The 14089-nt window shown below is 71.8% G+C and carries 13 protein-coding genes; 8 read left to right on the top strand and 5 right to left on the bottom strand.

Features of this window, described 5'->3' with window-relative positions; all coding sequences use genetic code 11:
* The first annotated feature begins 250 nt into the window (after window positions 1–250).
* On the top strand, window positions 251–1075 hold the full coding sequence (locus OHB04_RS10830; RefSeq protein ID WP_326807365.1) for a VanZ family protein: 825 nt from the start codon (window positions 251–253) through the stop codon (window positions 1073–1075).
* Here the strand turns inward: OHB04_RS10830 and OHB04_RS10825 are convergent.
* On the bottom strand, window positions 1035–1991 hold the full coding sequence (locus OHB04_RS10825; protein WP_326807364.1) for an alpha/beta fold hydrolase: 957 nt from the start codon (window positions 1989–1991) through the stop codon (window positions 1035–1037). The genes OHB04_RS10830 and OHB04_RS10825 overlap by 41 nt on opposite strands.
* Before the next feature lie 156 nt (window positions 1992–2147).
* Between OHB04_RS10825 and OHB04_RS10820 the strand changes: the two genes are divergently transcribed.
* The 3 genes from OHB04_RS10820 to OHB04_RS10810 all read left to right on the top strand — a co-directional run bounded on the left by OHB04_RS10820 (window position 2148) and on the right by OHB04_RS10810 (window position 5352).
* On the top strand, window positions 2148–2738 hold the full coding sequence (locus OHB04_RS10820; protein ID WP_326687457.1) for a CGNR zinc finger domain-containing protein: 591 nt from the start codon (window positions 2148–2150) through the stop codon (window positions 2736–2738).
* Between the two features lie 423 nt (window positions 2739–3161).
* Window positions 3162–4334 carry a helix-turn-helix domain-containing protein gene (locus OHB04_RS10815; RefSeq protein WP_326807363.1) on the top strand — a complete coding sequence of 391 codons (1173 nt, stop codon included), beginning with the start codon at window positions 3162–3164 and terminating at the stop codon, window positions 4332–4334.
* A gap of 475 nt (window positions 4335–4809) precedes the next feature.
* Entirely contained in the window at window positions 4810–5352 is a 543-nt protein-coding gene (locus OHB04_RS10810; protein WP_326687454.1) for a hypothetical protein, read from the top strand.
* Between the two features lie 311 nt (window positions 5353–5663).
* Here OHB04_RS10810 and OHB04_RS10805 read toward each other — a convergent pair whose 3' ends face one another.
* Both OHB04_RS10805 and OHB04_RS10800 read right to left on the bottom strand, forming a co-directional pair.
* On the bottom strand, window positions 5664–6107 hold the full coding sequence (locus tag OHB04_RS10805; protein WP_326687453.1) for a hypothetical protein: 444 nt from the start codon (window positions 6105–6107) through the stop codon (window positions 5664–5666).
* A gap of 61 nt (window positions 6108–6168) precedes the next feature.
* Window positions 6169–6654: a GNAT family N-acetyltransferase gene (locus OHB04_RS10800; RefSeq protein ID WP_326807362.1), complete on the bottom strand. Its 486-nt coding sequence runs from the start codon at window positions 6652–6654 to the stop codon at window positions 6169–6171.
* Between the two features lie 265 nt (window positions 6655–6919).
* On the opposite strand from OHB04_RS10800, the gene OHB04_RS10795 reads away from it, so the two are divergent.
* The 4 genes from OHB04_RS10795 to OHB04_RS10780 all read left to right on the top strand — a co-directional run bounded on the left by OHB04_RS10795 (window position 6920) and on the right by OHB04_RS10780 (window position 11477).
* A complete protein-coding gene (locus OHB04_RS10795; RefSeq protein WP_326807361.1) occupies window positions 6920–7795 on the top strand; it encodes a hypothetical protein in 876 nt (291 codons plus the stop codon).
* Window positions 7796–8057: 262 nt separating this feature from the next.
* Entirely contained in the window at window positions 8058–9278 is a 1221-nt protein-coding gene (locus OHB04_RS10790; protein ID WP_326807360.1) for a DUF5954 family protein, read from the top strand.
* Window positions 9279–9457: 179 nt separating this feature from the next.
* A complete protein-coding gene (locus OHB04_RS10785) occupies window positions 9458–10837 on the top strand; it encodes a glutamate decarboxylase (RefSeq protein WP_326807359.1) in 1380 nt (459 codons plus the stop codon).
* 31 nt (window positions 10838–10868) lie between these two features.
* On the top strand, window positions 10869–11477 hold the full coding sequence (locus OHB04_RS10780; protein WP_326807358.1) for an ATP-binding protein: 609 nt from the start codon (window positions 10869–10871) through the stop codon (window positions 11475–11477).
* Here OHB04_RS10780 and OHB04_RS10775 read toward each other — a convergent pair.
* Both OHB04_RS10775 and argF read right to left on the bottom strand, forming a co-directional pair.
* On the bottom strand, window positions 11455–12900 hold the full coding sequence (locus OHB04_RS10775) for an amino acid permease (protein WP_326807357.1): 1446 nt from the start codon (window positions 12898–12900) through the stop codon (window positions 11455–11457). The two genes, OHB04_RS10780 and OHB04_RS10775, sit on opposite strands and share 23 nt — an antisense overlap.
* Before the next feature lie 159 nt (window positions 12901–13059).
* On the bottom strand, window positions 13060–14070 hold the full coding sequence (argF, locus tag OHB04_RS10770) for an ornithine carbamoyltransferase (RefSeq protein WP_326807356.1): 1011 nt from the start codon (window positions 14068–14070) through the stop codon (window positions 13060–13062).
* Window positions 14071–14089: the final 19 nt, after the last annotated feature.

The following is a 14089-nucleotide window of genomic DNA, read 5'->3' as shown; positions in this document are numbered from 1 at the left end:
ACGCGAGGAGGGGCACCCCGTCCCGCGAAGATGCGCAGCCGTCCTCTCAGCCATCCGTCCTCGCAAGGGGAGTGAGCACCATGGGCGCGGGCCGAAGCTCTGAGCGGCGCCCGGTCCGGCGCCTGTGGCCGGTCCGCCGGCTGAGCCGTCATCTCCGCACGGCCTTGGCCCCGCGAGGCGGCAGGACCGTACGCGCCGTGCGGGCCTCGCGCTGAGCGCACCGCGCCCGTCACCGAGCTGGAGGTCAACGATGGGGATCAGGTCAACGATGGGGATCGGGCCGGCCGTGGACACCAAGCGGGCCGCGGACACCAAGCGGGCCACGGGCGCCAAGCGGGCCACGGGGAAGAGCCCGTCCGCGGGGAAGAGCCCGTCCACGGAGAAGAAGCCGTCCAGGGAGAAGAAGCCGTCCGCGGGGAAGAAGCCGTCCGCGGGGAAAAGTCCAGCCACGGGGAACGCTCCGTCCACGGAGAAGAGACCGGCCGCGAGGAGCAGGCCGCACACGGGGCGCAAGCCCGCCGGGGCCGCCCGCTCCACCGGAAGGACCCCGCCCGCCGCGTCCTCCGCCAAGAAGGGCCCGCGCCGCCCGGCCCCCGAGGCCCGTCGGAGCCCTGGCCCCGGACGGCTGGTGGCCCGGGTACTGGCGACGGTGGTGGCCTTCGCGGCGCTGGTGCTGTTCGCCGCCCTCCTCTCCCGGGTGACGCTGGAGCCCTCGGCGGCGGCCGAGCGCCTCACCCACACCAATCTGCGCCCCGGTGACTCCATCCGCGGATACCTGGACCAGCCCGCGCTGCGCCAGGCCGCCCAGCAGCTCGGCGGGAACATCGTGCTCGGCGTCCCCTTCGGCGTGCTGTTGCCGGTGCTGGCGCCGCAGGTCCGTGGCGTCCTCCGCGTCACCCTGTGCGCCGCGCTGGTGATGCTGCTGGTGGAGACGGTCCAGGGCCTCTGGGTGACCGGTCGCGCCTTCGACATCGACGACGTCATCCTCAACGCCACCGGCGCCCTTCTCGGCTACCTCCTCCTGGGCCGCCGCCTCAGCAGGGTCCACCGCCCCAGGTCCGATCCCCGGCCTTGAGGAAGGGGAGGAGCCGGTCGAGGAGGGCCTCGGGGCGCTCTTCGGGAACGTAGTGACCGCACTCGGGCAGGACGGCGGTCTCCAGCCGCTCGGTGACCGGGCCGAGGAGGGCGCCGAGGCGCGTGCCCTGGCCTCGGTCCCCCGCGACGCCGAGGACCGGCATGGCCAGCGGCTGCTCCTTGCGCCGGTTGTTCTGCGCGATGTTCTCGTCGGTGGCCCGGTAGTAGTCGAAGCTGGCACGCAGCGCTTCGGGGTCGCGCGCGAGGGTTTCGATGTAGAAGCCGACCGCGGACTCCGGCAGTGGCTGTGCGGCCTTGTTGCGGAACTGGTCGCCGAAGTAGAGGTGCTCGCGGCCCCGCACGAGCTGTTCGTTCACGGTGCGCTTGCGGTTGAAGGAGAAGTGCCACAGCGCGTCGTTCTGCGCCTCGGGGCCGAAGACGGGGAGGTCGGGCGCGAGCCCGGGAATCGTGGCGTCGAGCAGGGCGAGGCGTGCGACCGCGTCGCCGTGGTCGGCGGCGAGGGCGTAGCCGATCCACATGCCGACGTCGTGCCCGGCCAGCGCGAAGCGTTCGTGGCCGAGCGTCCGCATGAGGGCGACGAGTTCGGCCGCCACGGTGCCGGTGTCGTATCCCCCGCGCGGCTTGTCGGACCGCCCGACGCCGCGTGGGTCGACCGCGACGACGCGGAAGTGCTCCGCCAGGCGCGGCATGACATGGCGCCACACGTACCAGTTCTGCGGCCAGCCGCCGACGAGGAGGAGGGGCTGTCCGGCTCCGCCCTGCACGGTGTGCAGGGCCACATCGCCGACGCGGACGAGGGTGCTCTCGAAGACGTCCGCGAAGCCGTCCGGGAGTCCTGGGGCTCCGCTCACGGTGCCGAAGCCGGTCAGGGGCTGTGCGGTGGTGGTCTCGGTCATGCGCGTTCTCCTTACCTGCGTGGGGGCGGGGCGTGGGCCCGCCCTCGAGAGATCCGGAACCGTTTGAAACGGTTCGCAGGAACCTATTAAGAGGGTTCGCATCGGCTCGCGTCAAGCGCTGGCCTTCCCAGGGGTGAGCGGCTAAGGTGAACCACCATGACCGGTTCATCTGCTGAAGGCTTCCGGCTCGGCAACGAGATCCTCGCGTTCCGCTTCGTCGCCACCCTCGGGGAGCGGCGCGCCGACCCGGTGGAGCGGATCGCCACCCCCGAACAGCTGCGCGCATGGCTCACCGTCAACGGGCTCGGCGGCGCGGACATGCCGGTCTCCGAGACGCACCTGCGGGACGCGCGCACCCTGCGCGAGGCCATCCACCGGGCCGGTACCGCCCTCGCCTCCGGCGGTGTGCCGGAGGCGGCGGACGAGGAAGTGCTCAACCGCTGGGCCGCGCGCCACCGCGCGCGGCTCGTCCTCAGCGGGGGGCAGGCGCGCTGGCACCTCCCGGACGGCGACCCCGCGCGGGCCGCGCTCGCCGTCGTCGCCGTGGACGCCGTCGCGACCCTCGGCGGCCCTGGTGAGGGTGTGATCAAGAGCTGTGAGCAGCACACCTGCGGAGGGCTCTTCGTGGACACCAGCCGCGGCGGCCGACGGCGCTGGTGCTCCATGGCGACGTGCGGAAACAAGGTGAAGAAGGCCAACCTCAAGGCGGCCCGAGGCGGCGCCGGCCAGAGCGCTACGGCCGGCTGACCCGCCCCCACCGCCCCCGGTCCGCGACGCGCGCCGCTCTGTGACGCGCCCCGCTCCGTGCCGCGCCCGCTCCGTGACGTGCGTCGCCCCTGCGCGGCCCGTGGGAGAGCCCGGCGCTCGGCGGCGCCGGGCCCGAGCGGCTGTCGGATGCCTGTCTCAGCTGGCCGGCCTCGGCTCGTCAGCCGTGGGCGAGCAGGACCACAACGGTGGCGTCGGTGCGGTACCGGCCTCGTCCGCCGGGGGCGCGCCCGCGAGGCCGTCGGTCGGGGCTTGCGAGTTGTCGGCGTGGTTTGGAGAAGATCGAACGCCCGTATGTGCGCACGTCAACGGCGCCTGCTCCCAGGGGAGTAGGCGCCGCGTCGTCGCCGCCCTGGAGCCGGGAGGCGTACCGTTCTGAGTGTCGAGTTCAGAACGGAGTCCGGTATGCACGAGCGCTCTGACACCCACATCGGTACTCGTCTGCGTGATGTTCGCAAACGCCGCGGCCTGAGTCAGCGCGAGTTGGCGGCGGCATCCGGCATCTCCCTCTCGCTGATCCGCAAGCTTGAACAGGGAGAGATCCGGGACACACGACTGGAGAGCGCGCACCGCCTGGCCCGGGCCCTACGCGTGCCCACGTCCCGCCTGATCCAGCGCGACGACGTTGCCGTCAAACCGGTGGCCGCGCCCTGGCGCCCTCTCCAAGAGGCCATCGAGCACCCGGCAGTGCAGCCGGAAGAAGAACCTAGCCTGGCTGGCGCTCTCGCCACTCTGCCCGCCCTGCGCGCGGCCTACTTCGCCAACCAACTCCACGACGTTTCGGAGCTGCTGGCACCACTCCTCCGCGACGCGGATGCCCTCGAAGGCGATACCGAAGCGCGCTCGCTGCGTGCCCACATCCTCCAGATCGCCGGAAGCGTGCTCACTCAGGCCCGCCAGTTCGATGCGGCGGAGACCGCGCTGACGCGCGCGCTGGACGCCTCGGCGGACAGGCTACGGGCGGCATCGATCATGACAACGTGGACGTGGCTCCTCGTGCGGCAAGGACGGCTGGAGGAGGCCAGGCAAATGGCTACACGCTGGGCCGATGACATGGAACCCCGGGTCTCGCGTGCGACTCCGGAGGACCTGGCCGCCTGGGGGTGGCTGCTGCTTCAGGTGTCGGCCGCGAGTCTCCGGGACAATCGCAAGGGCGAGGCCGAGGACGCCATGCGCCTTGCCCGCTCGGTCGCGGTGATGACCGGTCACGAGCTTCCACGTGGCGAGAGCCGTCTGGCGACGTGGGGTCCCGTGACCGTCGCCTACAAGAAGGCTGAGCGCGGCATCGTGCTCGACCGTCCGGACGAAGTGCTGAAGGTCGCGGACCAGCTGAAGGAGACAGGGCAGTCGACGAGCACCGAGTTCCACCGCCACCGTCTGGATGTGGCGCGGGCGCACACGATGATGCGGCAGTACGGGGAGGCCGTCGAGGTGCTGTCCGAGGTCCGCACGCAGGCGCCGGAATGGCTGGTCGAGCAGCGGTCCGCGCGGGATGTGATGGGTGACGTGGTCGAGCACCGGCGTACGTTGACCCCGGATATGCGGTCCCTGGCCGACGCGGTCGGCGTCGCACTGTAACTCCCCATGCTCTAAACCCTGTTGGCACTTCCCGTCCGGCCCCGGGGAAAGTGTCATAGCAATCGAACCCCCGGCGTCGCTACGTTCAGTGAGTAGACGATCACTGATGAGGCTGCCGGGGGTTCTGTGCGCCCGGTGGCGGCATCACCAACTGCCGACCGAGGACGCAGCGATGACCCAGCCGACGGAGAACGCGAAGAGGGCACCCCGAGCGAGCGCGTACATGGCGAACACCCGCCCCGTCGGCCCCGCGCGAGATCCGCGAGTCGCAGGCCTCTCGGGACGGGGTCACCGCCGGGCCCGGGTTGAGGGCGGCGCCGTGAGCAGCATGACGATCCGCGTTTCCCGGGACGAGGGCCGCACCTGGAGCCGGACACGGATCGTGGTCGAGGACGAGCGGGGCCCGCCCGAGCCGCTGGAGCGGCCGATGTTTTCCCCCCGTGCACCTGCCCCCGCTGCGAGGGGTGCGACCGCAATGGCACCTGACCCGGCTGTCGCCCGCATCGTTCGGAAAGCGCGGGCCGAGACCGGACGGTGCCCGGCCTGCGGGAAGGCCCCGCGTGTCTCCGGCCGTGAGGACCCGCAGCCCAAGGCTGATGCGTGGGTCGTCATCACCGGCCGCTGCGCCTGCACCCCCGCCTCCGGCCCCGCCTGGCGGCAGGAGGCGGCCAGGACGGTGCGCCACTACGACCCGCACCGTGCTCTTCTGCGCGTGCTGGCCCGCGCGCTTTCGGACGGTGGCACCGGTGCCGCTCACCGGTCGGAGTTCCTGCGCGCCGTGTGGAAGACCACGCACAAGGAGGCCCGAGCCCGCGTGCTGGCCGACCTCGCCGTGAGCTGCCACTCGGCCGCCCAGCTCCGCGACCGGTACGCGCGGACCCTGCGCCAACAGGCCGGCGCCCACGCCGGGAACGCGCGCTACGAGGTGGACCCCGACGACCTGCCCGTCCAACTGGAGGCGCAGTTGTGCGCCGCTTTGGAACTGGTGGCGGCCCGGCGTCCGCCGGTGGAGCTGTGACGCGGGCTCGGGGCCGGAGCGGCGCGTGCCTCGTGCTCGACCTGGTGGCCTGCCTGGGCATCTGGGGGGGGGAGCCCGCACGGCGGGCCTGGTGCCCGGCGCGCCGCCGTGCGGCCCGCCAGCTCACCGTCCCCGTACCGCCCGCGCTCGGACCGGTGCCGACCGGCCTGCCGCCCTACGCCCACGACCCGCCATCCCGGCACCTCCAGGAGGAGCGGCACCGCTCGCCGGACGGGGCCGCCGTCGCCCTGGCGGGCCCGTACGTCCTCGCCCGCGAGCGCAGGAGCCCGTCGGCGAAGAGGACTCCGACATCACGACACCGACCTCTGACGCATCATCGACGCCTGCTGCGGCCCGTCGCTATTTAGCCCCCTGCGCGGCCCGCGCTCGCACCGCCCGCTTCCGTACAGTCCGGCGACGGACACGGCGCCCCAGGCGACGGAGAGGGCGACGGCCCGTGACCGGGCGGGGCGGGGGAGGGTCGCGGCGAGCAGGGCGGCGTCCCCGAAGTCGGCGGCCAGGCGCAGCCACGCCGCCGTCCGCAGCGCGGGGCCCTCGGGCGCGAGTGCCAGGGCGAGCCCCGACGCGGCATCGCGCCAGGCCAGCGGGCGCAGCGACGTACGGGTGTCCGGTGCTGTCCGGCCCTCCTCGTCCACCAGTCCGGAGGGCCGGGCCAGCAGTTCGGGCCTGGCTGTGACGGCGAGTCCGTACGCGGCTGTCGCCACGCCCACGGCCCGCAGGAGCCTCACGCGCATGCTCGTCCTCCGCCTCTGTGGTCTCTCCGGCTTCCCCTGCTCTTCCCGGAAGTGCGGAGATTCAGGCCGCCGGGACCCTCGGGGTCACCTCGAAGCACAGTTCCGGACGCGCCCAGGGGACCTTGGGCGGCATGGGCGGGACGGTGCCCGTGCGGCGGGCGCCCGTGCGCAGGTAGAAGGGCTCGGCCGGGGGATGCGCCACGACCCGGACCTCGCGCAGTCCCGCCTTGGCCGCCGTCTCCTTCATGTGCGCGATCAGCTGCCGCCCCACGCCGAGTCCCTGCGCCGCGTCGTCGACGAAGGCGAGGTCCAGCTCGGGCGGATCCAGCACCAGGGCGTAGAAGCCGAGCGTCCCGCCGTCCGGGCCGACGGCGACGTGGACCTCGTGGCGGGCGAGATAGTCCGGCGTGACCGCGTAACCGCTGATGATCGACGCGTACCGGCCCCGGTAGGCGCCGGATTCCTGGACGAGCTCGGTGAGACGCCCGGCGTCCCCGGCGACCGCCCGCCTGATGGTGACGGCCTCCTCGACCGTGGTGTCGTTCATCCCCGAAGTATAGGACCGCAGATCCTTGGGACCCTTACGGGGGCCGCAGTGCCCAGTGTCCTGAGTCGTGGGTTCGTCGGCAGTGGGCGGTGCGGCTCTCAATGATCTCGTCGGCTGTCTTGGTCCAGCGACGGCTCGGGGGCCTTGTTCCACTCGTTGATCCAGCCTCGGACGTCACGTTCCAGTTCGACCACGCTGCGGTGGGCCGAGCGACGTGGTTTCCGGGCGTCTCCGGCTGTCGGACGTGGCTGCGACACTCTCCGCCATGACGGCACGACCACGCTGGATCGACGACCTGTTCCCGTTCCCCACTCCACCCGCACTCGCCAAGGTGATCGACATCGCCTGGGAGGAGGGGTTCCTCGCGACGGACCTGTACGAGGAGGGCCTGTACGACGCTCTCCGCGTGCAGACCAGCCCCGCCTTCCCGTTCGACCTGTGCGAGGTACCACTCGCGCCCCAGGGGTGGGAGTACTGCTACGCGGGGGAAGTGTTCCGTCGGCACCACATACCGTTCATGTCCGTACCGGAACTCCTGCCCTTCGCGGACCTGGGCAACGGCACCTGCGTCGGATGGGTGGTCCCCGCGCCGGAACTCGGGCGCACCGACCATCCCGTTGCCTCCTTCGGCCACAAGGATCCGGGCGTCATCGGCCGGAGCACCCTGGACGGCCTCGCCTTTCTGCTCTCCCTCGCCCTGCGCGGCGGAGGAGAGGACCGCCGCTCCCAGGTGGCACACCTGTCCGCCGAACTCGGCATCCACCCCACCCCGGAGTACGGGGTCAACCCCGCCGGCGGTGACGTGGAGGTCCCCCTCGATCTCGCGCCTCCGGCCGGCTGGCGCCACGAACCCGACCCGTCCGGCACCGGTATCGGCGTTCTCGCACCGGCCGACGCCTTCGCCGACGAGTACCCCTCCTTCACCGGGGAGACGGACACCATCCTGGCCGACGCCTCCCGGATCCTCGATGCGGGCTGTCCGGCGAGCGCTCTTCTGGGACTCACCGCCGCCTACCACGAGGACGCACAGCGCCTCCCGGCACTCCACCCCTTGTGGGCCCGCGCTTACGACGATCTCGGCCGCACGCTGCTCCGCGAACGTCTCAACGTCATGCTGGAGGACCACCAGCGTGCGTTCTGATGCTGTGAGTTGGAAGTGTCTGGGCGGGTCGACGGGGTGGGTGGCCCTCCGCGTGTCGGAGCCCCCACCCGAGCCCCCCGGAGGCGCCGTCCGCGCGACCACGAGACCGGCCTCCACGTACGAGGCCGCACCCGCACCCGCACGCGAGGCCGCATCCCCGCGCGGGCCACCCCCTGAGCGCACATGTGTCCGCCCCCTCCTCCTGCGGGCGGGAAATCCCAACTCCCCCCGAACGCACGGTAGTCGGGCGCATACTTGCGGGATGCATGGCGACAGTGACGACGTGCCGGCGTACCGGGCGATCAGGGTGGCGCCCACGGAGGAGCCGGTCGCCGCGATGGCGGACGAGGAAGCGTGGCAGGCGCGGGGGCGCTACCCCGTGCTCGTGGGATACAGCCCCGTCTTCGGCGTGGCCCAGGAGCTGGAGCAGGGCGGCTGGCGGCTGCACCGGTACTTCGGCTCGCCCACCCCGCAAAGCGCGCGGGACGGGATGGGCTCCCATTTCCGGCAGCGCGCCCACCAGGCGGACGAGGCGGGGGACGAGACGGCGCGGGACGCCTTCCTGGGTGCCGCCGAGCGCCTGGACTGGGAGGTCCTCGACGAGCTGACCGTCCTCGGTGAGCGCCACCGCGTCGTGCGCGCCGAGAACTTCCTCCGCATGGGCCCCGACGGGCCCGAGCCGCCCCGCCCCTCGGACCCCGACCCGGCGCGCCCCGGTGCCGCGCACGAACTGCCCGACCGTACCGAAGGGTTCGTCCTCGACACGGCCGTCCCCACCGGGCTCTCCGAAGCCCTCTTCAAGACCGAACTGCTCGCGCTGGCCCACAGGGAGGGCGACGGCGAAGCCGTCCGTGCCGACGCGAAGCGCGCCGCCGCCGCCCACCCGGGCGGCGTCCTGCTGCCGCCCGCCTTCTTGTTCGCGGAGGAGGAGCACGGCGCCTGGCGGCCCGAGACCGGTGACGGCACCAGCCCGCAGACCGCCCGTGACGCGCTCACCATGAGCCTGCGCGTCCTCCAGCCGGCGATGCGCGGCCTGGACGAGGCCACCCGCGCCGCCTACAAGGAGGCCGCCGACCTGCTCGACGAGGAGCGCGGCGTGGAGCTGCGCTTCTCGGGGCGCCATCTGAGGCTCGTACGCGTCGAGCGTCTCATCCGTATCGGCCCCGACGGCCCCGAGCCGCCCCGTCCCTCGGACTTCGACCCCGAGCCGCCCTCCGGCGTCCAGGACGAGCGGCTGCGTGCCCGGGGGCTCCTGGGCGAGAACGGCGAGGATGGCGAGGACGGCGAGAACTCAGCGGCGGACGAGGGGGAGGACGACCCCGAGTTCCAGGCCCGAATGGCGGACCTGGACCGGCTGACCCGCGAGGAGCTGGCCCGCAGGGGCCGTCCGGACGCCATGGAGAGCCTTCCCGAGGATCCCCTCGAGGGGCTTCCCGAGAGCCCTTCCGAGGGTTCCGAGGGCTCCGGGGGCAACGCTCCCTAGCTCCGGCGTGACGTCCCGGCCCCCCTGCACGGACGCGGACGTCACGCCGGCGCGCGCGGCCCTGCGTGGTGCGGCCGTCCTCACCCGATCGGCGCCCCGCGCCTGGAAAGCCGGGCCCTCGAGGGCTCCTAGGGTGACGGCAGCACCGCCGCAGAATTCCGCTCAGAACAGGACGGAAAATGGCCGTACATTCGGTGTCCGCCGCGCACTCGGAGCAGTTCGACGACTTCTACTCCATGCCGATCAGCGAAAAGCGGCTCGCCAAACACCGCATCCCCGAGGAGCAGTCTTCACCCAGGGCCGTGCGCGCCCTCATTCACGACGAACTGGCCCTCGACGGCAACTCGGCGCAGAACCTCGCCACGTTCTGCACCACCTGGGCGGAAGCCGAGGTGCATGACCTCATGGACGAGTGCCTGCCGAAGAATCTGGTCGACAAGGACGAGTACCCGCAGACGGCCGAGATCGAGTCCCGCTGCGTCCACATCCTCGCCGACCTGTGGCACTCCCCGGAGGGTGCCGCCACGATGGGCTGCTCCACCACGGGCTCCAGCGAGGCCGCCATGCTGTGCGGGCTCGCGCTCAAGTTCCGCTGGCGCGCGGCCCGTGCGGCGGCTGGGAAACCGGCAGGCCGCCCCAATCTCGTCTGCGGACCGGTGCAGGTGTGCTGGGAGAAATTCGCCCGCTATTTCGACGTGGAACTGCGTCAGATCCCGCTGGAAGAGGGCGCGACGGGGCTGCGCCCGCACCAGTTGCGGGAATACGTCGACGAGAACACCATCGGGGTCGTCGCCATTCTCGGCGTCACCTTCACCTGTGACTACGAACCGGTGCAGGAAATCGCGGCGGAACTCGACGCGCTGCACAGCGACACGGGGCTGGACATTCCCGTGCATGTGGACGCGGCCAGCGGCGGATTCGTCGCGCCCTTTCTCCAGCCCTCCCTGGTCTGGGACTTCGCCGTCGAGCGTGTCGTCTCCATCAACGCCTCGGGCCACAAGTACGGAATGGCGCCATTGGGCGTCGGCTGGGCGGTGTGGCGCACCGCTGAGCACCTGCCGGAGGAGCTGATCTTCCGGGTCGACTACCTCGGCGGCGACATGCCCACCTTCGCCCTGAACTTCTCCCGGCCCGGCGGTCAGGTCGTCGCGCAGTACTACTCCCTGCTGCGCTACGGCCGCGAGGGCTACCGCAAGATCTACGAGGCCGCCGCGCTCTCGGCGCGGGCCCTGGGGGAGCGGGTCGTCCGAATGGAGCCGTTCCGCCTGGTCTACGACGGCCGGGGCGCGCTGCCGGCGGTCTCCTGGACGCTGAAGGACCCGGGAGCCGCCGGGTTCACCCTCTACGAGCTGACCGACCAGCTCGGGCGGCGCGGCTGGCAGGTCCCCGCCTACCCGCTGCCCGCCGACCGGGACGGAACCGTCATCCAGCGCGTCCTCGTGCGGCACGGCATCGGCTACGACAAGCTGACGCTGCTGGCCCGGGACATCGAGAGCTGCGTCGACCGCCTGGCCAAGGGCGAGACCGGCCCCGGTACCCAGAGCGCCTTTCACCACTGAACGGACAGCCACCACTGAACGGACAGCGGCCATGGACGCAGCGCGCGCAGCGAATAACACTTCCTGGCACATCGAGCTGCCGCACTCACCGCCTGCGGCGCCCATCGCACGTGCCGTCGTACGTACCGCGCTGAACGAGCTGCGCTCGCACGTCGACCGGGAGACCGCCGAACTGCTGGTCTGCGAGCTGGTCACCAACGCCGTCGAGCACACGTCCGACGACGCCACCGTGTCACTGACGGTCGCCGAGAAGGGTGACGGTCTGCTGGTCGAGGTCCGCGACCGCGATCCGCGCCCCGTCTCGGGCCTGCCGGCGGAGACCCCCGAGGAGGCCCCGGTGCCTCCGCCGCACGAAGAGGACGCGGGAGCCCGGGAGGCCGAGCGTTACGAGGAGGCCTGGGAAGCCGAAGCCGGGCATCACGGGGCGGCCGGGGGAGCCGGGAACCCCGGGGGAGCCGGGCACTCCGAGGGGGCCGGGCACTCCGGGCAGCCGGCCGGGGCCCCGGACTCGCTCCGCCCGGAGAACGTGGCCGAGGACGGACGCGGGCTGCTGCTGATCCGCAGCCTCAGCGCCTCGTGCGGCAGCACGACCACCAGCGAGGGCAAGACGGTCTGGTTCACCCTCGGGCCCGAGGAGTGACCGGCTCCGGCGCGTGCTCGCCGGCGGCTGCCAGCCGCGAGCGGCGGCGCCCGTAGAGCGCGTACACCAGCGCCCCGATCACCAGGAAGACCCCGAACTGGAGCCAGGTGACCAGCGGCAGCCCGTACATCAGATACAGGCTGAAGGCCACGCCCAGCAGCGGTGCCACCGGGTAGAGAGGCACCCGGAACCGGCGCTGGAGACCTGGGCGGGAGCGGCGCAGGGCGATCACGCAGATGTTGACCACGGCCATGACCGCCAGCGTTCCGATCACCGTCATGTCCAGCACCACGTCCAGCGGCACCACGGCGGCCGGTACGGCGAAGACGAGGCTGACGATCCAGGTGTTCGCGACCGGGGTCGAGGTCTTCGGCGAGACGCGCTCGAACACCTGTGGCACCAGCCCGTCCCGCGACATCGACATCAGGATCCGCGTCTGCCCGTACATCACGGCCAGCACCACCGAGGCGATGGCCACCACGGCGCCCACGGCGATGACGGAGGAGCCGAAGGTGGATCCGGTGGCGTGGTTGACGATCAGCGAGAGCGCCGCGGGCTTGCCGCCGATCTGCTCCCAGGGCATCGACCCCAGTGCCGCGACCGACACCAGGCAGTAGAGCAGCGCGACACAGCCGATGGTGATCAAGATGGCGAGGGGGATGTTCTTGCGCGGGTTCTTGACCTCTTCGCCGGCGGTCGAGATGGCGTCGAAGCCGATGAAGGAGAAGAACGCCAGTGATGCGCCAGCGCCGATCCCGCCGATGCCCTCGGGCGCGAAGGGGGAGAGGTTGCCCGCGTCGTAGGCGGTGAAGGCGATCGCGCAGAACAGCACGAGGATGCCGACCTTGATGACGGCCATGGCAGCCGTGGCCCGCGCGCTCTCCCGTACGCCCCGCACCAGCAAGGCGGCGGCGAGCAGCATCACGATCACGGCCGGCACGTTGACGACGCCGCCGTGGCCGGGTGCGTCGGCGAGGGCCGCCGGGATGTGCCAGCCGACGGTGTTCTCCAGCAGTTCGTTGAGGTACTGCCCCCAGCCGATGGAGACCGCCGAGACCGAGACGCCGTACTCCAGCAGCAGGCACCAGCCGACGAGGAAGGCGGCGCGCTCGCCGAGGGTGGCGTAGGCGTAGGAGTACGAGCTGCCGGACACGGGGATGGCGCCGCCCAGCTCCGCGAAGGAGAAGGCGGTGAACACGCAGGTCAGCGTCGCCAGGATGAACGAGACGATGACCGCGGGCCCCGCCTCGGCCACGGTGTCGGACAGGCCGACGAAGATGCCGGTGCCGACGATCGCCCCGATGCCGAAGCAGACGAGCTGGAAGGGACCGATGGTGCGCCGGAGGCCGTGGCCCTCACGGTCGGCGCCGGACTCGGCCACCAGGAGATCGGGGGACTTGACGCGCAGGCCGGAGCGGGGCATGGAGGGATTCCAGGGTGGTGCGGGGGTGTGGGGTGGGCGCAAAGAAAGGGTCCGGGCTGCTGCCGCCCGGACCCTTCGAGGCTTCCTCCATCGTACCGCCGTTTATGCATGCATCCGCATATATGCGTATGACTATGCACACACGGCACCCGCTCGGCCTCAGCCCAGTGTCGCGACCAGGACGGCCTTGATGGTGTGCAGCCGGTTCTCCGCCTCGTCGAAGACCACCGAGTGCGCCGACTCGAAGACCTCGTCGCTGACCTCCAGCGAGGTCAGCCCGTGCTCGTCGTAGATCTCCCGGCCCACGATCGTGCCCAGGTCGTGGAAGGCGGGCAGACAGTGCAGGAAGCGCACGTCCGGCTTGCCCGTCGCGCGCAGCACGTCCATCGTCACCGCGTACGGGCGCAGCAGCTTGATGCGCTCCTCCCACACGTCCTTGGGCTCGCCCATGGAGACCCATACGTCGGTCGCCACGAAGTCGGCGCCGCGCACGCCCTCCTCGACCTGCTCGGTCAGCGTGATCCGGGCGCCGGTCCGCTCGGCCAGCTCGTGCGCCCGGGCGATGATCCATTTCTCGGGCCACAGCGAGCGGGGGGCGACGATGCGCACGTCCATGCCCAGCAGCGCGCCGGTGACCAGGTAGGAGTTGCCCATGTTGTAGCGGGCGTCGCCGAGGTAGGCGTACGAGATCTCCTCCAGCGGCGTCGCGGGTCCGCCTGGCGCGTGCTCGGTCATGGTCAGCACGTCGGCCAGCATCTGGGTGGGGTGCCACTCGTCGGTCAGGCCGTTGAAGACCGGCACCCCGGCGTGCTCCGCCAGCTCCTCGGCGATCTCCTGGCCGCTGCCCCGGTACTGGATGCCCTCATACATCCGCCCGAGCACCCGCGCGGTGTCCTTGGCCGACTCCTTGAGTCCTATGTGGGAGCCGGCGGGGTCGAGGTAGGTGGTGTGGGCGCCCTGGTCGGCGGCGGCCACCTCGAAGGAGCAGCGGGTGCGGGTCGAGGACTTCTCGAAGATCAGCGCGATGTTGCGGCCCGCCAGTCGCTGCCGCTCGGTGCCCGCGCGCTTCTCGGCCTTCAGCTCGGCCGCGAGCGAGATCAGGCCGCGGAACTCCTCGGGGGTGAAGTCCAGCTCCTTGAGAAAGTGGCGGCCCTTCAGGTCTGCTGCCATGTCTGTCGGCTCCTAGCTC

Origin of the sequence: Streptomyces sp. NBC_01775 (assembly GCF_035917675.1) — a bacterium.
GTDB lineage: Bacteria > Actinomycetota > Actinomycetes > Streptomycetales > Streptomycetaceae > Streptomyces.
The sequence above is the reverse complement of the archived record's forward strand: the minus strand, read 5'-3'. Positions and strand labels throughout refer to the sequence as shown.

What these genes read in the sequence shown, in the direction of transcription:
- OHB04_RS10820 (WP_326687457.1), top strand. Translation starts at nt 2,148, where the DNA reads ATGACCGGTTCATCTGCTGAAGGCTTCCGGCTCGGCAACGAGATCCTC.
- OHB04_RS10790 (WP_326807360.1), top strand. Translation starts at nt 8,058, where the DNA reads ATGCATGGCGACAGTGACGACGTGCCGGCGTACCGGGCGATCAGGGTG.
- OHB04_RS10795 (WP_326807361.1), top strand. Translation starts at nt 6,920, where the DNA reads ATGACGGCACGACCACGCTGGATCGACGACCTGTTCCCGTTCCCCACT.
- OHB04_RS10810 (WP_326687454.1), top strand. Translation starts at nt 4,810, where the DNA reads ATGGCACCTGACCCGGCTGTCGCCCGCATCGTTCGGAAAGCGCGGGCC.
- OHB04_RS10780 (WP_326807358.1), top strand. Translation starts at nt 10,869, where the DNA reads ATGGACGCAGCGCGCGCAGCGAATAACACTTCCTGGCACATCGAGCTG.
- OHB04_RS10800 (WP_326807362.1), bottom strand. Translation starts at nt 6,654, where the DNA reads ATGAACGACACCACGGTCGAGGAGGCCGTCACCATCAGGCGGGCGGTC.
- OHB04_RS10775 (WP_326807357.1), bottom strand. Translation starts at nt 12,900, where the DNA reads ATGCCCCGCTCCGGCCTGCGCGTCAAGTCCCCCGATCTCCTGGTGGCC.
- argF (WP_326807356.1), bottom strand. Translation starts at nt 14,070, where the DNA reads ATGGCAGCAGACCTGAAGGGCCGCCACTTTCTCAAGGAGCTGGACTTC.
- OHB04_RS10785 (WP_326807359.1), top strand. Translation starts at nt 9,458, where the DNA reads ATGGCCGTACATTCGGTGTCCGCCGCGCACTCGGAGCAGTTCGACGAC.
- OHB04_RS10825 (WP_326807364.1), bottom strand. Translation starts at nt 1,991, where the DNA reads ATGACCGAGACCACCACCGCACAGCCCCTGACCGGCTTCGGCACCGTG.
- OHB04_RS10805 (WP_326687453.1), bottom strand. Translation starts at nt 6,107, where the DNA reads ATGCGCGTGAGGCTCCTGCGGGCCGTGGGCGTGGCGACAGCCGCGTAC.
- OHB04_RS10830 (WP_326807365.1), top strand. Translation starts at nt 251, where the DNA reads ATGGGGATCAGGTCAACGATGGGGATCGGGCCGGCCGTGGACACCAAG.
- OHB04_RS10815 (WP_326807363.1), top strand. Translation starts at nt 3,162, where the DNA reads ATGCACGAGCGCTCTGACACCCACATCGGTACTCGTCTGCGTGATGTT.